This window comes from Microbacterium sp. 1S1 (assembly GCF_008271365.1).
In the GTDB taxonomy this organism is placed as follows: Bacteria; Actinomycetota; Actinomycetes; order Actinomycetales; family Microbacteriaceae; genus Microbacterium.
In genome coordinates this window covers 2,145,113-2,164,539 of sequence record NZ_CP043430.1, presented here as the reverse complement: position 1 = coordinate 2,164,539, position 19,427 = coordinate 2,145,113, and the positions used below count along the sequence as shown (strand labels likewise).

Here is a 19,427-nt window from a genome sequence, read left to right as displayed (position 1 = left end):
ACGTACCGCACACCGAGGCGGGCGCCATTGTGGATAACTCGCGGGCCGTGTTCCGCCGTTCTGTGACGATACCGCCATGGCCTCGCTCTCCCGCTCCTCCCGCCGCCTCCGCGGAGACCTCCGCTTCGTGGTGGGCATCGCCCTCGTCGTCGCCTCCATCGCCGGGGTCTGGTACGTCGTCACCGCGTCAGACCAGGCCTCCCCCGTCCTGCAGGCGCGTCGCACGATCGCACGGGGAGAAATCCTCAGCCCCGCGGACTTCCAGGCCGTCGACGTGTCGCTCGGACCGGTGGCAGAGGACTATCTCGGCCCCGCGCAGCTGGAGGCGGGACAGATCGCCGCACGGACCCTGACGAAAGGCGAGCTCGTGCCGCGCGCCGCGGCCACCGCAGCGGAGGACGGCACGACGACGACCGTGGTCGTCGAGAGCAGCGTCGGTATCCCCGAGGATGTGGAGACGGGCACCGAGGTCGAGATCTGGCAGGCACCGCTGCGCGAAGACGGGCGCACCTACGACGACCCCCGCATCCTGGTGGGAGACGTCGTCGTCCGCGCCGTCCTCGAGCCGGAGGGACTGCTGGCGGACGGCGCGGCGGAGCTCGAGATCGTGATCGAGCGCAGTGATGTCCCCGCCGTGCTCGCAGCGGTCACGGGCGGCGCGGCTCTCTCCGTGGTCCCCGTCGGGGCCGGCTCGTGAGCGTCGTGCTCGTCGCGGTGGCCGCGCCGCGGGCCGACGAGCTCACCGCCGAACTGGAGTGGGAGGGCGTCTCTGCGCACAGCCTTCCGTCCGCGTCGCCCTCGACGATCGTCGCGCACCTGCGTCCGGAGGTGCAGGCCGTCGTGGTCCCGGCCGCCCGCTCGGTGCTGACCCCGGAACTCCTCGCCGCCTGCGACAGGGCGGGGGTGCGCATCCTCACTCTCGGCGGAACGGAGCGCCGCGCCGTCGTCCGCCTGGGCCTGGCTCCACCCCTCGACGCAGGATCCGCAGGATGGGAGATCGCCGCCGCGCTGTCGTCCGAGCCCGCACGGATTCCTCCTCGGCCGGCATCGCCGCACCGCGTCACGGCCGTGTGGGGTCCGCACGGCGCGCCGGGGCGATCCACCGTCGCCATCCAGCTCGCGATCGAGCTCGCTCGTCTCGGCCGTCGGACGACGCTGGTGGATGCCGACACCGTAGCCCCGTCCCTCGCCCTCCTTCTGGGCATCGACGACGACGCTCCCGGCCTCGCCGCGGCCTGCCGCCGCGCGGAGACAGGTCTGCTCGACGCCGCCGAGCTGACCCGCCTGTCCGCCGGTCTGGCCGCCGGTGGGACCGAGATCGCCGTGCTGGCCGGACTCAATCGTCCGAGCCGCTGGCCCGAGCTGTCCGACACGCGCCTGCGGGCGGCGCTCTCCGTGTGCCGCACGTGGACCGAGGAGACCGTCGTGGATGTCGCCGCCGCGATCGATGCCGACGACGAGGCGACGTACGATCTGGTCGGCCCGCGCAGGCATGCGGCGACCGCCGCGGTGCTGAGCGACGCCGACAGGGTGGTGGCGGTGGCCGCCGCAGACCCGGTCGGGATCAGCCGCTTCCTCCGCGACCATGCCGAGGTCCGCCGGCTCATCGGTCCGACACCCGTGCATGTCGTGGTGAACGGGGTCCGCCCCGGCCCGCTCGGGCTCGACGCGCGCACGCAGATCCGACGCACGCTGGAGCGCTTCGCCGGGATCACGGACGTCGCCTTCCTCCCGCACGACCGGCGCGCTGTCGATGCGGCTTTTCTGCACGGACGGCCGATCTCCGACGTCGCCCCGCGGTCAGCGCTGGTCGCCGCCGTGCGTCGGCTCGCGGCCGGCCTCGACCCCGCTCTCGCCTCGGAGGCTACTGCCGGTAGCTCGACAGGAAGTTCCCGAGTCGCTCGACGGCTTCGCTCAGCACTCGCGGCTCTGGCAGGGTCACGAGGCGCAGGTGATCCGGCGTCGGCCAGTTGAAGCCCGTCCCCTGCACGAGCAGGATGTGCTCGGATACCAGCAGGTCGTAAACGAGCTTGGCGTCGTCACGGATCTCGTGCACATTCGGGTCCAGTCGGGGGAAGGCGTAGAGCGCACCCTGGGGCTTCACGCAGGACACGCCGGGGATCGCCTCCAGACCCTCCCAGGCGATGTCGCGCTGCTCGTGGAGCCGCCCGGTCGGGGCGATGAGGGCGTCGATCGACTGGACCCCGGACAGCGCCGCCTGCACCGCGTGCTGCGCCGGGACGTTCGGGCAGAGGCGGGTGGAGGCCAGGAGGGTGATGCCCTCGATGAACCCCTTCGCGTGATCCTGCGGTCCCGTGATGACCATCCACCCGGAGCGGTACCCGGCCACGCGATAGGTCTTGGACAGGCCGTTGAAGGTGAGGCACAGGAGGTCCGGCGCGAGGGTCGCCGTCGGGATATGCACGGCGTCGTCGAAGAGGATGCGGTCGTAGATCTCATCCGAGAGGATGAGCAGCTGGTGCTCGCGCGCGATCTGCACGAGGCCCTCCAGGACCTGCCGGGAGTAGACCACGCCGGTCGGGTTGTTGGGGTTGATGATCACGAGCGCCTTCGTGCGCGGCGTGATCTTCGAGCGGATGTCTTCGAGGTCGGGCTGCCACCCGTTGTCCTCGTCGCACAGGTAGTGCACGGGCGTGCCGTCCGCGAGGCTCGTCATCGCGGTCCACAGTGGATAGTCGGGCGCCGGGATGAGGACCTCGTCCCCCTCGTCCAGGAGCGCCTGCATCGTCATCGTGATGAGCTCCGAGACGCCGTTCCCGAGGTAGACGTCGTCGGGGTCGAACCGCGGGAACCCTTCGATCTCCTCGTACCGGCTCACGACGGCTCGCCGGGCGGAGATGATGCCCTTGCTGTCGCTGTAGCCGTGTGCCGTGGGGAGCGCGGCGAGCATGTCGTGCACGATCTGGTGCGGGGCATCGAACCCGAAGATGGCGGGGTTGCCCGTGTTGAGCTTGAGGATCCGGTGACCCTCTGCTTCCAAGCGCGCCGCCTCGACGAGGGCGTTTCCGCGGATCTCGTACAGGACGTTCTTGAGCTTCGACGACTGGTCGAAGGTGCGCGATGGTGTCATCGATCAAGCCTACAGGGACGACGAGAGGGCCAATCCGCACGGACTGGCCCTCCTTCGTCGCCTGACGGCTACTTCTTCTTCTTGCTCTGCGCGCGGCGCTGCTCGCGGTTGCCCGCGGCCGGAGCCGCCGGCTCGGTCCGCTGGCCGAAGGCCCCGCGCGGAGCCTCCTCCGGCTCCGCGGCCTCGGACGCCTGCGCACGGGCGGCGGCCTGGCGCATCCGGTCGGTCGCCGCCTGCTGCACCTGGCCGCGGTCGTTGCGGACCTCGACCTCGCCGGCGTCGTTCGCCGCGGAGTACTCCAGGCGCTGCTCTCCCCCGTCGGTGGCGAGTCCCTTGGCCTCGACCTCCGCGGTCTCGGCGTCGCCGGCACGGCGCACCTCGACCTCGAGGTTGTAGAGGTAGCCGACCGACTCCTCCTTGATCTGCCCCATCATCGACTGGAACATCGCGTAGCCCTCACGCTGGTACTCGATGAGCGGGTCGCGCTGCGCCATCGCCCGCAGGCCGATGCCGTCCTTGAGATAGTCCATCTCGTAGAGGTGGTCGCGCCAACGACGGTCGAGCACCTGCAGGACCACCCGGCGCTCGAGCTCCCGGGTCGCCGCCTCGCCCAGCGACTCCTCGCGCTTCTCGTAGGCGATCTTCGCGTCGGACAGCAGCTCGCGCGTCAGGCCTTCCGCGGTGATGCCGCCCTTGCGTCCAGCGGCCTCCGACACCACCTCGTCGATGGTGACGCTGACCGGGTAGAGCGTCTTCAGCTCGGTCCAGAGGGCGTCGAAGTCCCAGCTCTCGTTGTGGCCCTCACCGGTGTGGTCGCGGACGACGCCGCTGATCGCGTCTTCGATGAAGTGCTGCACCCGATCGGCGATGTCATCGCCCTGGAGGATGTGGCGGCGGTCGGCGTAGATCGCCTCGCGCTGACGGTTGAGGACGTCGTCGTACTTCAGGACGTTCTTGCGCATCTCGGCGTTGCGCGCCTCGACCTGCGACTGCGCGCTGCGGATGGCACGGGACACGAGCCCGGACTCGATCGGCACGTCGTCGGGGAAGTTCGTGCGTGCCAGGATCGCCTCCGCGGCGCCCGACTGGAACAGGCGCATCAGGTCGTCGGTGAGGCTCAGGTAGAACCGGCTCTCCCCCGGGTCGCCCTGACGGCCGGAGCGACCGCGCAGCTGGTTGTCGATGCGGCGCGACTCGTGTCGTTCGGTGCCGAGCACGTAGAGCCCGCCCGCCTCGATGACCTTCTGGGCCTCCTCGTCGACGACCTTCTTCATCGACTCGTAGGTCTCGTCCCAGGCGACCTCGTACTCCTCCGGCGTCTCCACCGGATCGAGCCCCTTCGCCTTCAGCTCCTGCACGGCGAGGAACTCGGCGTTCCCGCCGAGCATGATGTCGGTGCCTCGACCGGCCATGTTCGTCGCGACCGTGACGGCGCCGAGGCGACCAGCGCGGGCGACGATCTCGGCCTCACGCGCGTGGTTCTTCGCGTTGAGGACCTCGTGCTTGACGCCCTTCTTCGCGAGCAGCCGCGACAGGTACTCGCTCTTCTCGACGCTCGTGGTGCCCACGAGGACGGGCTGACCGCTCGCGTGGCGCTCGGCGATGTCCTCGACGACCTGGGCGAACTTCGCGGCCTCGTTCTTGTACACCAGGTCCGGCTGGTCCTTGCGGATCATCGGCTTGTTGGTCGGGATCGGGATGACGCCGAGCTTGTAGGTCGACATGAACTCCGCCGCCTCGGTCTCGGCCGTACCCGTCATGCCGGCGAGCTTGTCGTAGAGACGGAAGTAGTTCTGCAGCGTGACGGTGGCGAGCGTCTGGTTCTCGGCCTTGACCGGCACGCCCTCCTTCGCCTCGATGGCCTGGTGGATGCCCTCGTTGTAGCGGCGTCCGACGAGGATGCGGCCGGTGTGCTCGTCCACGATCATGACCTCGTCGTTCATCACGACGTAGTCGGTGTCCTTCTTGAACAGGGCGAGGGCCTTGATGGAGTTGTTGAGGAACGAGATCAGCGGCGTGTTGGCCGACTCGTAGAGGTTGTCGATCCCGAGGTAGTCCTCGACCTTCTCGATCCCCGGCTCCAAGACCCCGACGGTGCGCTTCTTCTCGTCGACCTCATAGTCCTCGCCGGCCACGAGGGTGCGCGCGATCTTGGCGAACTCGGCGAACCAGCGGTTCGCCTCCCCCGATGACGGGCCCGAGATGATGAGCGGCGTGCGCGCCTCGTCGATGAGGATCGAGTCGACCTCGTCCACGATCGCGAAGAAGTGCTCACGCTGGACGAGGTCCTCCTTGCGCCACGCCATGTTGTCTCGGAGGTAATCGAAGCCGAACTCGTTGTTCGTGCCGTACGTGATGTCGGCCGCGTACTGCTCGCGTCGCACGGCGGGCGTCTGTCCGGAGACGATGATGCCCGTCGTCATGCCGAGGGCGCGGTAGACGCGACCCATCAGCTCCGCCTGGTAGCTGGCGAGGAAGTCGTTCACGGTGATGACGTGGACGCCCTCACCGGCGATCGCGTTCAGATACGCAGGGAAGGTGGCGACGAGCGTCTTGCCCTCACCGGTCTTCATCTCGGCGATGTTCCCGAGGTGCAGGGCGGCACCACCCATGATCTGCACGTCGTAGGCGCGCATGCCGAGCGTCCGCTTGGCGGCTTCACGCACGGCGGCGAAGGCTTCGGGCATGAGCTGGTCGAGGGTCTCGCCCTTCTCGTAGCGGGCGCGCAGCTCGGCGGTCTCGTTGCGCAGCTCGTCGTCCGTGAGCTGGGAGATGTCCTCCTCGAGGGCGTTCACCGCCTTCACCACCTGGTTCAGACGGCGGATGATCCGCCCCTCACCTGCGCGCAGCAGCTTCTCAAGAGGATTCGCCACGGATGTCATCTCCCTGTCATTGGGTCATTCGCCGCCGGCCGCCGTGAGGCGAGCGCCAGGCATACTTTGCCATGTTACCGGCCTGTGACCTCCACGTCGCCTGCATGGAGCCGCCGCGCGAGCCCTGGGAATTGCCCGGTATGCATATACTCGGCATTGCTTTCCATCCGCCGTCGTCGGGAGACCGGTCATGTCCGTACGCCAGAGCCTGCTCGCCATCCTCGACCAGGGGCCGTGCTACGGGTACCAGCTCCGGCACGAGTTCGACCGCCGGACGGGATCGACCTGGCCGCTCAACGTCGGACAGATCTACAACACCCTCGAACGGCTCGAGCGCGACGGCCTCGTGCAGCGCGGAGAGGCCGACGAGCACGGGCACGTGTATTGGCGGATCACCCCGGCGGGATCCGCGGAGGCAGGTCGGTGGCTCGCCACCCCGGTCCTCCGGCCGCCTGCGACACGGGAAGAGCTCGCCGTGAAGCTCGCGCTCGGCGCCACCCTGCCCGGGGTGGACGCCGCGGAGATCCTGCGGACCCAGCAGGACGCCTCGCGGCAGCGGTTGGAGGAGCTGCGCCGCACACCGTCCCCGGGCCTGGCGGCGGGAAGCCCGGAGGAGCTCGCCTGGTCGCTCGTCCTCGACTCCCTGGTGTGCGCGGCGGAAGCCGAGCTCCGCTGGCTCGAACTGGCCGAGGCCAGGCTCGCGCAGCATCCGGATCCCGAGATGGCCCTGGAACTGACGACGATCCGTCCCAAGCGCGGTCGCCCGGCGAAGGCGGCGGACGCACGCGTGCGGGAGGAGGACACCGCCGCGGCGCCCTTCGCCGTCTGACCCCTCGGTACTCCCGTGCCGTTCGCCCGGAGCGGATGCTCAGCCCGCGCACGCGCCGGGGAAACTAGGATCGGCACATGGCTGGATTTTGGGGCAGACGCAAACGCGAACAGGAAGAACTCGCCGCGCAGGACGCGGACCTCGCCCGGCGCGCGGAACAGGCGCTCGTCGCCGCAGACGAGCGGATCCGGACCACCTCCGACGAGCTGGTGTTCGCCGAGGCGGAGCTGGGCGAGTCGCTCACCGCCGACCTCAAGGCCGCCCTGCTGTCGGTGCGTACCCACCTGCGGGAGGCCTTCCAGCTCCATCAGCTCAACCACGACGAGATTCCGGACACCGACGAGGAGCTGCGCACGCGCAACGCCCGCATCCTCCAGTTGTGCGAGTGGGCACAGGATCTCCTCGATGAGAAGACCGCCGTGCTGGCGGAGTCCGTCGCCACCGTCCGCAAGGCGCCGGAGATCATCGCCCAGGTGCGAGCCGACGCCGACGCACTGAGTGCCCGCATCCCGCACACGGACGAGACCGTGTCCCGCCTCTCCGCTCGCTACTCCGACTCCGCCATGCACCAGATCACCGCGAGCGCCGCCGAGGCGGAACAGCTGATCCGATTCGCGACGCACAGCGCCGACATCTCGGAACGCCGCCGCGCCGCGAAGCAGAACGAAGAGGCGAACCTCGCTCTGGAGACGGCGACCGAGGCGACGCGTCGCGCCGGTGCACTGCTCGACGCCGTCGAGGACTTCGAGATCGAGGCTCTCCGGGCCGAGTCCACGCTGGCCGAGGTCATCGCCGACTCCCGCAACGACCTGATCGCCGCACGGACCGCGCCCTCCACGCCCGCCGTCGCGGAGGCGGTCGCCCGCCTGCAGGCGGCCCTCGCCTCGCTCACCCCGTCCGGGGAACCCAACGACCCGTTCGCGGAGCTGTCGCGGCTGCGTGAGGCGAACGCCGCGCTCGACGACGCCATCGCCACGGCCCGGCACCGCGCCGAGAATCCGCTGCCGAGCGTCGCGCAGGTCCAGCATGCGATCGACGACGCAGACCGACAGCTCGGCGTCGCACGCGGTCTCATCGCGGGTCACCGGGGCTGGATCGGAGCGGATGCGCGCACTCGACTCGCCGAGGCCGAGCGCCTCCGCGTCGATCTGCCCGCGCTCCTCCCCGCCGAGGAGACACGTGAGGCCGCTCTCGCCCAGGCGCGCCGCGTCGCCTACCTCGCCGCCGAGGCGCTCCAACTCGCTCAGCGCGACATCGACTCGTCCCGCCCGCAGGACCAGGACTGGGGCGGGGGATGGGAGCGGCGGCCCCCGTCGTGGCGGCGGCATGGGCGGTGGCGACATCGCCTCCGGTCTTCTCGGCGGCCTCGTGATCGGCAGCCTCCTCGACGGCATCTTCGACTGACAGCGCGAGACCACGACGAAGGGCCCGACCCCCGGGGTCGGGCCCTTCGCAGCGCGGGTCAGGAGGCGAGCGCCTCGGCCGGCGGAGCCTGCGTCTCCAGGGCGATGACACCGTAGTCCCAGCCCTTGCGGCGGTAGACCACGCTCGGGTGATCGGTGCGGGCGTCCACGAACAGGAAGAAGTCGTGCCCGACGAGCTCCATCCGGTCCACGGCTTCCTCGACCGTCATCCACTCCGCCTCGAAGCTCTTGGTGCGGATGACGACGGGCGAGTAGTCTTCCTCCTCGTCGTTCTGCACGGGGATGCTGCCGGTGGCCACGGCGTGCAGCACCTCGGCGGACGCCGGCTGCACGTCGATTCCCTCGAGCGAGCCACTGCCCTTCTCGAAGTGCGGGCCCCGCGGGTGCTGGCGCCCGTCGACGCGCTTCTCCTTCGCGCGGCGCAGCTGTTCGATCATCTTGTCGATCGCGAGGTCGAGCGCCACGAACTTGTCACCGTCGACCGCCTCCGCGCGGACGACGGGTCCCTTGCCGACCAACGTCAGCTCGACGGTCTCATCAGGGACGCGGCCGTTCCGGTAGACCCGGTGCGTGACCTTCACATCCAGGCGTTGCGCCTTGGCTGCGAGCGTCTGGATCTTGGCGATCTTCTCTTCGACGACGGTGCGGAAGCGATCGGTGATACCCACTCCGACGCCCACGATGCTCGTTTCCATTGCTGCCTCCTTGTCCCGGTCCGCCCGGCCAAGGGCGGACCGTGGTCGCCTTGTGACACCCCACCGTAGTCCGACCGACGGCGGAAGTCACGGCCCGCGCCCTTGTGTCTGCGGTGAGTCTCCGATGAACCTCATCCGGATCCGGCTGACATCGGCGTGGCGGCGAGCGCGACGACGCCGTGGACCACGAACCCGGCAGCGGCGAGCGCCCGCGCGGCTTCGTCCAGGGTCGCGCCCGTCGTCACGACGTCGTCCACCAGCACCGCCCGAGCGCCGCGCCCCGGTCTGCGCGCCCGCATCGCCCCGCGCACATTCTCGGCCCTGGCAGCGGCGGCGAGTTCTCGCTGGTCCGCCACTCTGCGGGTGAGAGTCAGGACGCTCTGAGGCACCGCTCCCGCTTGCCGCACGAGGAGCTCCGGGACGCGATAGCCCCGCCTGCGGAAGGCGGCGCGCGACGTCGGGACGGGGACGGCCCACGCCCCCGGCATGAGGGCGGGGGCGAGCACGGCGGCGAGCGCCACACCGAACGGTCGAGCGAGAAGGGTCTCCCCCTCCCCCTTCAGTCGCCGGACGCACGAGGCGACCGGACCCTCCAGGCGGAGCGCCGCCCTGACGCGTCGACCGCCCGGCGTCCACACGTCGAGCGGCGTCGGCGCGAGCGCTCCCCGGCACTGGTCGCACAGCAGCGTGCCCGGCCGATCGCACCCGGGGCAGCTCGCCGCGAGGAGCAGCCCGCCGACCTCAGCGGCGAGCGCCTCCATACGTTCCGTGAACCCCACGCGTCGATCCTGCCGCCCGGAACCGCTGTCCGGCACCCGTTCCGGCGGAGCGGGGATGAACCGGCATCTCCCCGATCTGTGCAGGAACAGTCACTCCCCGGCGCGCGTGGCGAGGACGGCGACACCCTCGGTGACCTCCCGCCACGCCGAGCCGGCGTGCGCGAACAGCTGCCCCGTGGCGTCGAGGATGCGCACGCCCGCCGCGGTACGCCCGCCGGCCACCTCCGCGGCATCGCTGGGCGCGGTCTCCGCAGACCCGGGTCCGCCGACAGGCTGGATGATGAGGCGCGGCGTGGCCGAGCCGGTGAGCACGGCCAACCGGTCCGAGCCCAGCCAGGCGAGCCCTGTCGACGGCTCGGTGAGCTGACGGAGCTGTCGTATCTCCCCCAGCTCCGTCGGCAGACCCGAGTCGTCGCGCACGACCGCGGCGACCACCACCCAGTGCTGGCCGCCCACGACGATCACCGCCGCGACCCGGGCGCCGTCCGCCGAGACGCGCAGATTCGAGATCGATGACGCACTCGGCCAGGCACCGACGACATCGTGGCCGACGACGTCCGCGCCGATCGCCTGGACGCTCTGCGGCGCTCCTGCAGGGACCGACCACACGTAGCCATAGGGATCGAGGGACGGGTGGACGAGCCCGGGGCGCGCGTCCAGCTCGTTCCGCGCATCCTCGCCCACGAGGTAGACGTGCCCGTCGTCCAGCATCACCGCTGCCGCGGAGTCGTCGGCCGCGACGTCGATGGCCCGGATCGGCGGGGGCATGGCGAGGATCTGAGTGCTGATCGCGGGGATCGGCGCGATCTCGTCGCCGACGATCCGTCCGAACGCCCCGTCCTTCAGCACGAGCGTGCCCGGTTCAGGCGAGGTGCCCGCGAGCTCGACGACGTCCGCATCGAGCGCCCTGCCGTCGACGCTGAAGCGCACCTGGGTGACGTTCACGCCGGCTGCCTTCAACGTCGCCTGCAGCTGGGTGCGCATGCGCGCGAGGGTGGTCTTGTCCAGGCTCGCGGCAGGTCGCGTCAGCGACACCTCGGCCACCTGCGCGGTGATGAGCACCGCATCCTGGGCGAGCTGCACGTCGGATGGGAAAGCCGTCTGCACGGCGGGATCGAGCCATTCCGCGGGAGTGCCGCTGACGAGGGCCTGGGTCACCGTCGTCGCGGGGCTCTGGCGACGGGGGAACCAGCGCATGTCCGGGACCAGGCGGGACCAGCGCGCATCGAACCACTGCAGGGAGTACCCCTCGAAGACGTTGGGGAAGCGCGCCTCATCGATCACCACCCCGTCCGGCGCCTGGGTGATCCGCCACTCTCCGTCGTCACCGCGCGCCAGCGAGAAGGGAACGCTCGAGTCGCCGGGGGCGCCGCTGTACGCCCCCGACTCGTCGACGCTCGCGACCAGCTCGAGCAGCACCTGCACTTCCGCCTCGTCGGCATCCTCCACTTCCTCCACCGCGACGTCCGACGTCACCGTCCGTGCTTCCGGGCCCACGTCGATGGACACCCCGGCCGAGGGGCGCCAACTGCGCTGCAGCGACGGCGCCAGGAACTCCCGCGCGGTGGCCCAGTTGTCGGATGTCGTGATACCGGCCTCGAGGAAACCCTCGACGATCTCCGCCGGTCCCGCGCCCGCGACCGGGCCGGAGGCGACGGGGAGCACGTCGACGTCGTCCGGCGACTCCCCCAGCTCGAGACCGACCGCGACCTCGCCGCTGGTCGGCAGGCCGGTGCAGGCGGGGAGCAGCAGAGCGACCAGCGCCAGGCCGGCGGCACGGATGAATCGACTCTTCGCGCGCGAGCTCATGACTGGTCCTTCCCGTCGAGCAGATCGGAGTAGGTCTCGGCGATGGAGATCGGCTGCGTGGCATCGCCGAGCTCCGCCAGGGGCGCCTGCGGCTCCACCGGGATCGGGCTCGGGCCGTCGAGCACGCGGTCGTGACGGGGGATCGTGAGGACGAAGTGCGAGCCGACCCCGAGCTCGGACCACACGGCGAGCGTCCCCCCGTGGAGTGTGGCGTCGCCGAGCGCGATCGACAGCCCCAGCCCCGTGCCCCCGATCGTGCGCTGCCGCGAAGGGTCGGCGCGCCAGAAGCGGTCGAACACCCGTTCCGCGTCCCCGGGAGCCATGCCGAGCCCGAAATCGCGCACGCCGGCGGCGACGGCGTGCTGGTTGCTGTCGACCGTGACGACGACCGGCCGCCCCTCCCCGTGCTCGATGGCATTGCCGATGAGGTTCCGCAGTACCCGGCGCACGCGGCGCGGATCCATGTCGACGGGCGAATAGCCGCCGGGGGCGACGAGCCGGATCTCGGTCCCCCGCCCCTCGGCGAGCGGCCGCATCTGCTCGATGATGTCCTCGGCCAGTTGCGCGAGGCTCGTCGCCTCCAGCTCGAGTTGCACGGATCCCGCGTCGTACCGGCTGATCTCGAGCAGATCGGCCAGCAGCGTCTCGAATCGCTGCACCTGGGTGTGCAGGAGCTCCGCGGTGCGCGCGGTCGTGGGGTCGAACTCCTCGCGCTGATCGTTCAGCATGTCGGCGGCGAGGCGGATCGTCGTCAGCGGGGTCCGCAGCTCGTGAGAGACATCCGACACGAACCGCTGCTGCACCATCGAGAGCTCTCCCAGCTCCTTGATCTGCGCCTCGATACTGTCGGCCATCGCGTTGAAGGATCGCCCCAACGTCGCGAGCTCGTCCTCGCCGTGTACCTCCAGGCGGACGCCGAGATCACCGGCGGCGAGCCGAGCACTGGTCTCGGCGGCTTGGACGATCGGCGTCGACACGGTCCGCAGCACGATCCAGGAGATGGCGGCGACGATCGCCACCAGTCCGATACCGGCGATCCAGAGCGTGCGCTGGACGAACACCAGCGTCTGGTCGGCGTCGGCGAGGTCGTAGGCGAAGTAGACCTCGAAGGAGCCGGCCTGAGGCACCTGCAGCTGCTGCCCCACGACGATCCCCGGCACGACGCCGCCGTCCTCGGTGGGCAGGGCTACCGACTGCCAGGCCTGCACGTAGTCCAGCTCGCGGACCCTCGCCTGCAGTTCCGAGCTCAGCAGATCCGGGGTGAGCCCGGCCGTGAACCCGTTGAGCCGCACCGACCCCTCACCGTCGGGGATCTTGAAGCCGGCGAGCTGATCCGCGCTCGACGTGCGCGACAGAGTGTCGGGGATGCTGTTCCACATGTCGGTCAGCGCGGCTGGGTCGTCCCCCACCCCCGCGATGTCCAGGAGCGACTGCGCCTGGTCCACGGCGCGGCGCGCGTCTTCGAGCGCGACGTTCTTCCGGGAGACGAACAGGTCGTTCTGGATGACGAGCGCCATGGTGACGCAGGTGATGAAGATCGCCAGCGACGTGGCCACGAGGGTGATCGCCAGCGTGCGGAACCGCAGCGAACGCCGCCACAGCGCCGCCAGCACGTCCGGCCAGCCGCGCCAGTCGCGCAGCACCGCGACGGCCGTGGTCGTTGTCGTCGCGGCCATCGGGGTCCTAGGTGACGCTGCCGGCGCGATAACCGACGCCGCGCACCGTCATGACGATCTTCGGGTTGTCCGGGTCGAGCTCCACCTTCGCCCGCAGGCGCTGGACGTGCACGTTCACGAGACGGGTGTCGGCCTTGTAGTGGTACCCCCACACCTGCTCGAGCAGCATCTCGCGGGAGAACACCTGTTGGGGCTTGGAGGCGAGCGCCACCAGAAGCTGGAACTCGAGCGGCGTGAGGGCGATCGGCGTCGTCCCGCGACGCACCTCGTGCGCGTCGACGTCGACCGTCAGATCCCCGATCCGCAACTGTTCACTGGAGGCCTGCGGCGTCGGCCGCAGCCGGGTGCGGATGCGAGCCACGAGCTCCTTGGGATTGAACGGCTTGACCATGTAGTCGTCCGCGCCGACCTCGAGGCCCCGGACGACGTCGGCCGTGTCGCTGCGGGCCGTCAGCATGATGATCGGCACGCCGGACTCCGCTCGGATGCGGGTGCAGATCTCGATCCCGTCCATCCCGGGGAGCATCAGGTCGAGCAGCACCAGGTCCGGGCGCTGGGCGCGCCACTCGTCGACCGCGCGCGCACCGTCGGCACAGAACACCGGCTCGAATCCCTCGGTGCGCAGCACGATGCCGATCATCTCGGCGAGCGCGGTGTCGTCGTCGACCACAAGGATGCGTGAGGTCATAACTGTTACCTTATGGCACCGAGTCCCGCCCTCCGCAGGTCTGCGCGTCAGCACGCTGATATGACACGATGGGAGCGCACGACGGAGGGAGGCCCGTGAGCGGCCAGACGTGGACCCCAGCTCCCAAGAAGGGCATCATCCCCCTTCATCCGCTGACCTTCGGCATGCTGCTGGGCAAGGCTTTCGCCGCGCTGCGGCACAATCCCAAGGTCCTCTTCGGGTTCGCCGTCGTCATCCAGCTCGTCGTCGTCATCGCCACGGCAGGGGTGATGGGCGTCGTGCTCTTCACGACGTTCTCGCGACTGGAGACCGTCTCCCCCTCCTCCCCCGACTTCGAAGCCGTCTTCGCGGGCACGGTCGCCATGAACCTCCTCGCCGGACTCGTCGTCGGCCTCGCCTCCATCACGTTCACCGCGATGATGCAGGGTGTCGTGGCCGCCGAGGTCGGATACGCGGCGGTCGGGGTGAAGGCGACGCTGCGGATGCTCTGGCGGCGCATGCTCCCGGCGTTCTGGCGGCTGGCCGGTTTCGCGTCGCTCTCGGTGCTCGCGCTCTTCGGCGGCCTCGCGATCGTGGCGGCGGTCGTCGCCGCCCTCATCGCCGGTGGCTGGGGCGGCACGCCCGAGATGATCGGCATCGTCGTGCTCGTCGTGGTCCTCCTGGCTCTCGCCGCGATCCCCTTGACCGTCTGGTTGTCGACCAAGCTGCTGCTCGTCCCCTCGATCCTCGTGCTGGAGCGCGCCCGCTTCCGTGACGCGTTCGTTCGTTCCTGGCGTCTCACCCGCGGGCGCTTCTGGGTCGCCTTCGGGGTCACGTTCCTCATCAGCCTCATCATGGGTCTGGCGATGCAGGTGGTCGCCTTCCCCACCGCCATGCTGTCGTCGTTCCTGGGGACGGTGATCGCGCCGACAGGCTCCACCGAGCCGAGCGCCGTCATCGCGTACGTCTTCGCGCTCCTCGCCCCGCAGGTGCTGCTCCTGATCCTCCAGGCGATCACCATCGTCGTGCAGAGCACGGGCGGCGTTCTCGTCTACCTCGACTGCCGCATGCGCTACGAGGGCCTCGACCAGACGCTGCTCTCCCACGTGGAGCGCCGTGATCTCGGCGTCCCGGACGAGCACCTCGGCGACCCGTTCGCGGTCGACCCGGCCCGCGCGGTGACCAGCGCTCCGCCGCCCCGCCAGGTGCCGGAGCACGTGATGATGGCCCAGGGTTACAACTCCCCGTTGTACGGTGTCGCCCCCGGTGTCACCGTGCCGCCGCCGTTCCCCGGCACCTCCCCTGCTCGGCCCGCCGCCTTCGCGCCCCCGCCTCCGCCGGCGGCCGCGCCGGCGCCGCCCGTCCGGCCGTCGGCCGACACGGGCGCCGACTGGATCGCACCGGGTGGCGACACGCAGCGATGATGCGACGGTTCGACGAGGTCTTCGTCCCGGACGGTGACGAGGCGCGACGCTGGGCGGAGGAGGAACTCTCCCGTGCGCAGTACGCAGATGCGAAGCCCACCTGGTTCGATCTGTTCGCCCGCGACGTCATGCGCTTCCTCGGCGACCTCTTCTCCGCGGACAACGGCGCGAACGTCGGCCCCACCGCGCTCATCGTCGTCACCGTCCTCATCGCCGCGGCGCTCGTCACCGCGCTCCTGGTGTGGGGACGCCCCCGTCGCTCACGGGTGGTGCGGCGCGCGCACACCGCCCTTCTCGGCGCCGATGACGACCGCAGCGCGACGACGCTGCGTGCCGACGCGGAGCGCAGCGCCCGTCAGGGCGACTGGGACACGGCGGTCATCCTGCGCTACCGGGCGATCGCACGCGGCCTGCTCGAGCGCGATCTCATCGACCCCGCACCGGGCGCGACCGCGCAGTCCATCGCCCGGTCCGCGAGCGCGGTCTTCGCCGACGAGGCGGAGGCGCTGCGCCGCGCCGCCGCCTCGTTCGACGACGTTCGCTACCTGCGGCACGCCGCGACATCGGACGACTACCGTCACCTCGCCGCGACCGACGACCGGCTCCACGCTCGCCGCCTCGAGACGGTGGCCGCATGACGACGACCACCCCGTCGGATCTCGCCGTGGACACCGCTGAGCGTCCCCCTCGCCGCACCGCGTCCCTTCTGGGATGGCTCGCCGTCGCCGTCCTCGTCCTCGCGGTCGCGTTCGCCGCGTCGCAGGTGGCGGCCAGTGCCCCCGGCGCACGCGGGACCCTGGACCCGGAGAGCCGAGCCGACACCGGCGCGCTCGCCCTCGCCGAGATCCTCCGCGATCAGGGAGTCGAGGTCGACGTCGTCCGCTCGCGCGCGGAGGCGGCGGCCGTGGTGGACGGCGACAGCACGCTCGTCATGACCAACCCCTACGCGCTTTCCGACGAGGCGTTGGCCGAGCTGCTCGCGCCTGCCGATCGTGTCGTCTTCCTCTCCGCGAGCACCCATCTGCTGGGAGAGCTCTCCCTCGGGGAGAACGCGCCGGGGTCCGTCGGATCGACGGCTGCCGACTGCCCCGTACCCGCCTTCGCCCAGGTGGGCGAGATTCGCCCCGACCGATTCTTCTCCCCCGCGGCCGGCGTCATCGGGTGCTTCGGCGACGACGACGCGGCGGCCGTGCTCGTGGACGAGCGGGACGGGCACCGATCCGTGGTCGAAGGCGTCAAACTCTTCAGCAACGCGGCCCTCGCCGAGGACGGCAACGCCGCCCTCGGCCTCGCCCTCCTCGGCCAGGAGGACCGGGTCGTCTGGTACGTCCCGTCCTTCGAGGACACCGACATCGAGGGGGTGACCCCCGACACCCTGGGCAGCCTCACCCCCGATTGGGTCACCCCGGCGATCCTCCTGCTGGTGGCCGCCGGGATCGCCGCCGCACTCGCCCGCGGGCGGCGGTTCGGCCCGCTCGTGGCCGAGACGCTCCCGGTCACCGTGCGCGCCTCGGAGACCATGCACGGACGCGCGAGGCTCACCGCGAAGGCCGCCGACGCGCCCCACGCCGCGGAGGCGCTGCGGGACGGCACGAGACGCCGACTCGCCACGCGGCTCGGAGTGGCGGTGAACGCCGGCACGCACGAGGTCGCCGACGCCGCCGCCGACCGTCTCCGGGTCCCCCGCGGCACGCTGCAGAGCCTGCTGGCGGGGCCGCCGCCCACCGACGACGCCGCCCTCGTCACTCTCGCCCGTCGTCTCGACGAGCTGGAGACCGCCGTCGACACGAGCCTGCAGAATCCGCGGAGCGGCACATGAACAGCCGTCCGCCCTCCGTCCCTTTCCTGATCGACTCCGAGGAGACCCCGTGACCGACGAGAACAGTCCCGCCGACGATGCCGCGCTGCGGCAGGCCATGCATCGCGTGCGCAGTGAGGTGGACAAGGCGGTGGTCGGCCAGGCCGGCACCGTCACCGGCCTGCTCGTGTCGTTGCTGGCGCGGGGCCATGTGCTGCTCGAGGGCGTGCCGGGAGTGGCCAAGACGCTCGTCGTCCGCTCGTTCGCCCGTGCGCTCGGCCTCGACACGAAGCGCGTGCAGTTCACCCCCGACCTGATGCCGGGCGACGTCACGGGCTCGCTGGTCTACGACGCCCGTACCGGCGAATTCGACTTCCGCGCCGGGCCGGTGTTCACGCACATCCTGCTCGCGGACGAGATCAACCGCACGCCGCCGAAGACCCAGGCGGCGCTGCTGGAGGCGATGGAGGAGCGTCAGGTCTCCGCGGACGGCGTCAGCCGTGCCTTGCCCGACCCGTTCCTCGTGGCCGCGACGCAGAACCCCGTCGAGCACGAGGGGACGTACTCCCTGCCCGAAGCCCAGCTCGACCGCTTCCTGATGAAGCTCGTGGTCGGCATGCCGGAGCGCGACGCGGAGGTGTCCGTCCTGCGGCGCCATGCCCAGGGCTTCTCGCCGCGTGACCTGACCGGAGTCGAGGCCGTGATCGGCGCCGATGAGATCCGCGCGGCCCAGCGCGCCGCTGCCGGAGTCGACGTCACCGACGACGTCCTCGGCTACGTGGTCGACCTGGCCCGCGCGACCCGGCAGTCCCCCTCGGTCGAGCTCGGCGCCAGCCCCCGTGCCTCGACAGGACTGCTCGCGGCGGCGAAGGCCTGGGCATGGCTCAACGCCTCCTCCGCCGTCACGCCCGACCACGTACAGACGATGCTCGTCCCGGTGTGGCGTCACCGTCTCCAGCTCCGCCCGGACGCGCAGATGGAGGGCGTGTCCGCAGACGCCGTGCTGACCTCGGTGGTGCAGCAGACCCGGGTGCCGATCTAGGTGTTCGTCACGGGCCGTCTCGCCGTCGCCCTCGCGGTCGGCATCGTGCCGCTGGTCCTCACCGGGCTGGCGGGGTATCCGCCGTACGCCGTGCTGGGCGGGTGGATCGGACTGTGTCTCCTCCTCGTCGCCGCCGACGTGGCGCTCGCCGGCGATCCGCGCTCGGCGACGGTCACGCGTCGTGTGCCGTCCCGGGCCCGCCTCGGCGAGCAGGTGCCGGTCAGCGTGGCCGTGCAGAACCACGGGGCCCGGACGCTCGACGTCCTCCTGCGCGACGCATGGCAGCCCACCGCCGGGGCGCCGCCGGAGCGGGAGCATCTGCGCGTCCCTCCGGGCGAGCGACGCCGCGTGGACATCCCGTTGCGGCCCCGACGCCGCGGCGAGCTCGTGAGCGCCTTCGTCATGCTGCGCTCGCGCGGGCCGCTGGGACTGGCCGGTCGGCAGGCGCGACACCCCGTCCGCGGAGCGATCCGCGTCCTGCCCGCGTTCTCCTCGCGCAAGCACCTCCCCTCGCGCTTGGCCCGGCTCCGCGAGCTCGACGGGAACACCAGCATCCAGGTGCGTGGCCAGGGCACCGAGTTCGACTCGCTGCGCGAGTACGTCCGCGGGGACGATGTGCGCTCGATCGACTGGCGGGCGACCGCCCGAGCCGGCACGACGATGCTCCGCACCTGGCGTCCCGAGCGGGACCGGCACGTCGTCGTCATCGTGGACACCGGACGGACCGCGGCCGCCCGCGTGGGCGACGGCACGAGACTCGATGCCGCGCTGGAGGCGGCACTCCTCCTGTCGGCCCTCGCGTCGCGGGCCGGCGACCACGTCCACCTGCTCATGCACGACCGCGTCACCCGTGCCCGGGTGACCGGAGTGGACGGTGCAGCGCTCCTCCCGGCACTGACCGACGCCATGGCGCCGGTCCACGCCCGCCTCGTCGACACCGACTGGCATGCCGCCTTCGCCGCGGTGCGCACGCTGACCACGCGACCGTCGCTCCTCGTCGTCCTCACGGCCCAGGACGCGGCCGAGTCGGCCCGGGGCTTCCTCGGCGCCTTCCCGAACCCCTCCCGGGCGATGACGGTCCTCGTCGGCTCTGTGACCGACGACGGCATCGTGGCCCTCACCCGAGCTCGCGCCTCCCGAGAGGACGTCTACCTCGCCGCCGCCGCGGAACGCACGCTCCGCGACGCCGAGAACGTCTCCGAGGCCATCCGCCGAGCCGGCGGGGAGGCCATCGCCGCGGACCCCGAGGACCTGCCGCCGCGGATCGCCGATCGCTATCTCGAGCTGAAGGCCGCAGGACGGCTCTGAGCGCGGGTGCGG

General features: G+C 71.0%; 16 protein-coding genes. 9 read left to right on the top strand and 7 right to left on the bottom strand.

Annotated elements, in window-relative coordinates:
* The first annotated feature begins 76 nt into the window (after window positions 1-76).
* Together FY549_RS10430 and FY549_RS10425 are read left to right on the top strand one after the other, a co-directional pair.
* Window positions 77-697 (top strand): SAF domain-containing protein, encoded by a 621-nt coding sequence (locus FY549_RS10430; RefSeq protein WP_149084950.1) that lies wholly within the window; start codon window positions 77-79, stop codon window positions 695-697.
* The gene (locus FY549_RS10425; protein WP_149084949.1) at window positions 694-1,974 is read left to right on the top strand and encodes a CpaE family protein; all 1,281 of its coding nucleotides are present in this window, start codon (window positions 694-696) and stop codon (window positions 1,972-1,974) included. The genes FY549_RS10430 and FY549_RS10425 overlap by 4 nt, the downstream gene beginning before the upstream one ends.
* Here FY549_RS10425 and FY549_RS10420 read toward each other — a convergent pair.
* Both FY549_RS10420 and secA read right to left on the bottom strand, forming a co-directional pair.
* Window positions 1,865-3,091, bottom strand: coding sequence for a pyridoxal phosphate-dependent aminotransferase (locus FY549_RS10420; protein ID WP_149084948.1), 1,227 nt, complete (start codon window positions 3,089-3,091; stop codon window positions 1,865-1,867). The two genes, FY549_RS10425 and FY549_RS10420, sit on opposite strands and share 110 nt — an antisense overlap.
* Window positions 3,092-3,159: 68 nt before the next feature.
* Window positions 3,160-5,964, bottom strand: coding sequence for a preprotein translocase subunit SecA (gene secA / locus FY549_RS10415; protein WP_149084947.1), 2,805 nt, complete (start codon window positions 5,962-5,964; stop codon window positions 3,160-3,162).
* 190 nt (window positions 5,965-6,154) lie between these two features.
* On the opposite strand from secA, the gene FY549_RS10410 reads away from it, so the two are divergent.
* The gene (locus FY549_RS10410) at window positions 6,155-6,793 is read left to right on the top strand and encodes a PadR family transcriptional regulator (RefSeq protein ID WP_149084946.1); all 639 of its coding nucleotides are present in this window, start codon (window positions 6,155-6,157) and stop codon (window positions 6,791-6,793) included.
* Window positions 6,794-6,870: 77 nt separating this feature from the next.
* Window positions 6,871-8,313 carry a hypothetical protein gene (locus FY549_RS10405; protein ID WP_316247075.1) on the top strand — a complete coding sequence of 481 codons (1,443 nt, stop codon included), beginning with the start codon at window positions 6,871-6,873 and terminating at the stop codon, window positions 8,311-8,313.
* Here FY549_RS10405 and hpf read toward each other — a convergent pair.
* The 5 genes from hpf to mtrA form a co-directional block, all read right to left on the bottom strand.
* Window positions 8,256-8,912 (bottom strand): ribosome hibernation-promoting factor, HPF/YfiA family, encoded by a 657-nt coding sequence (gene hpf, locus FY549_RS10400; RefSeq protein ID WP_149084945.1) that lies wholly within the window; start codon window positions 8,910-8,912, stop codon window positions 8,256-8,258. The genes FY549_RS10405 and hpf overlap by 58 nt on opposite strands.
* Window positions 8,913-9,043: 131 nt before the next feature.
* Window positions 9,044-9,691, bottom strand: coding sequence for a ComF family protein (locus tag FY549_RS10395; protein ID WP_200839027.1), 648 nt, complete (start codon window positions 9,689-9,691; stop codon window positions 9,044-9,046).
* Window positions 9,692-9,781: 90 nt separating this feature from the next.
* Window positions 9,782-11,500, bottom strand: coding sequence for an LpqB family beta-propeller domain-containing protein (locus FY549_RS10390; protein ID WP_200839026.1), 1,719 nt, complete (start codon window positions 11,498-11,500; stop codon window positions 9,782-9,784).
* Window positions 11,497-13,176, bottom strand: coding sequence for an MtrAB system histidine kinase MtrB (gene mtrB / locus FY549_RS10385; protein WP_149084944.1), 1,680 nt, complete (start codon window positions 13,174-13,176; stop codon window positions 11,497-11,499). The genes FY549_RS10390 and mtrB overlap by 4 nt, the downstream gene beginning before the upstream one ends.
* A 7-nt stretch (window positions 13,177-13,183) precedes the next feature.
* The gene (gene mtrA, locus FY549_RS10380; protein WP_025103044.1) at window positions 13,184-13,864 is read right to left on the bottom strand and encodes an MtrAB system response regulator MtrA; all 681 of its coding nucleotides are present in this window, start codon (window positions 13,862-13,864) and stop codon (window positions 13,184-13,186) included.
* Between the two features lie 95 nt (window positions 13,865-13,959).
* Between mtrA and FY549_RS10375 the strand changes: the two genes are divergently transcribed.
* The 5 genes from FY549_RS10375 (at window position 13,960) to FY549_RS10355 (ending at window position 19,415) form a co-directional block, all read left to right on the top strand.
* Window positions 13,960-15,267 (top strand): hypothetical protein, encoded by a 1,308-nt coding sequence (locus FY549_RS10375; protein ID WP_149084943.1) that lies wholly within the window; start codon window positions 13,960-13,962, stop codon window positions 15,265-15,267.
* Complete coding sequence (locus tag FY549_RS10370; RefSeq protein ID WP_149084942.1) at window positions 15,264-15,905, top strand: DUF4129 domain-containing protein; 642 nt, start codon at window positions 15,264-15,266, stop codon at window positions 15,903-15,905. Before FY549_RS10375 ends, FY549_RS10370 begins: the two co-directional genes overlap by 4 nt.
* Entirely contained in the window at window positions 15,902-17,086 is a 1,185-nt protein-coding gene (locus tag FY549_RS10365) for a DUF4350 domain-containing protein (protein ID WP_149084941.1), read from the top strand. Before FY549_RS10370 ends, FY549_RS10365 begins: the two co-directional genes overlap by 4 nt.
* A 97-nt stretch (window positions 17,087-17,183) precedes the next feature.
* Complete coding sequence (locus tag FY549_RS10360) at window positions 17,184-18,107, top strand: AAA family ATPase (RefSeq protein ID WP_200838655.1); 924 nt, start codon at window positions 17,184-17,186, stop codon at window positions 18,105-18,107.
* On the top strand, window positions 18,108-19,415 hold the full coding sequence (locus FY549_RS10355) for a DUF58 domain-containing protein (protein WP_149084939.1): 1,308 nt from the start codon (window positions 18,108-18,110) through the stop codon (window positions 19,413-19,415).
* Window positions 19,416-19,427 lie beyond the last annotated feature (12 nt).

Excerpts from the sequence above, each read along its gene's own strand:
- FY549_RS10430 (WP_149084950.1), top strand. The coding sequence starts at position 77 with ATGGCCTCGCTCTCCCGCTCCTCCCGCCGCCTCCGCGGAGACCTCCGC.
- FY549_RS10420 (WP_149084948.1), bottom strand. The coding sequence starts at position 3,091 with ATGACACCATCGCGCACCTTCGACCAGTCGTCGAAGCTCAAGAACGTC.
- FY549_RS10410 (WP_149084946.1), top strand. The coding sequence starts at position 6,155 with ATGTCCGTACGCCAGAGCCTGCTCGCCATCCTCGACCAGGGGCCGTGC.
- FY549_RS10405 (WP_316247075.1), top strand. The coding sequence starts at position 6,871 with ATGGCTGGATTTTGGGGCAGACGCAAACGCGAACAGGAAGAACTCGCC.
- hpf (WP_149084945.1), bottom strand. The coding sequence starts at position 8,912 with ATGGAAACGAGCATCGTGGGCGTCGGAGTGGGTATCACCGATCGCTTC.
- FY549_RS10390 (WP_200839026.1), bottom strand. The coding sequence starts at position 11,500 with ATGAGCTCGCGCGCGAAGAGTCGATTCATCCGTGCCGCCGGCCTGGCG.
- mtrB (WP_149084944.1), bottom strand. The coding sequence starts at position 13,176 with ATGGCCGCGACGACAACGACCACGGCCGTCGCGGTGCTGCGCGACTGG.
- mtrA (WP_025103044.1), bottom strand. The coding sequence starts at position 13,864 with ATGACCTCACGCATCCTTGTGGTCGACGACGACACCGCGCTCGCCGAG.
- FY549_RS10370 (WP_149084942.1), top strand. The coding sequence starts at position 15,264 with ATGATGCGACGGTTCGACGAGGTCTTCGTCCCGGACGGTGACGAGGCG.
- FY549_RS10365 (WP_149084941.1), top strand. The coding sequence starts at position 15,902 with ATGACGACGACCACCCCGTCGGATCTCGCCGTGGACACCGCTGAGCGT.
- FY549_RS10360 (WP_200838655.1), top strand. The coding sequence starts at position 17,184 with ATGCATCGCGTGCGCAGTGAGGTGGACAAGGCGGTGGTCGGCCAGGCC.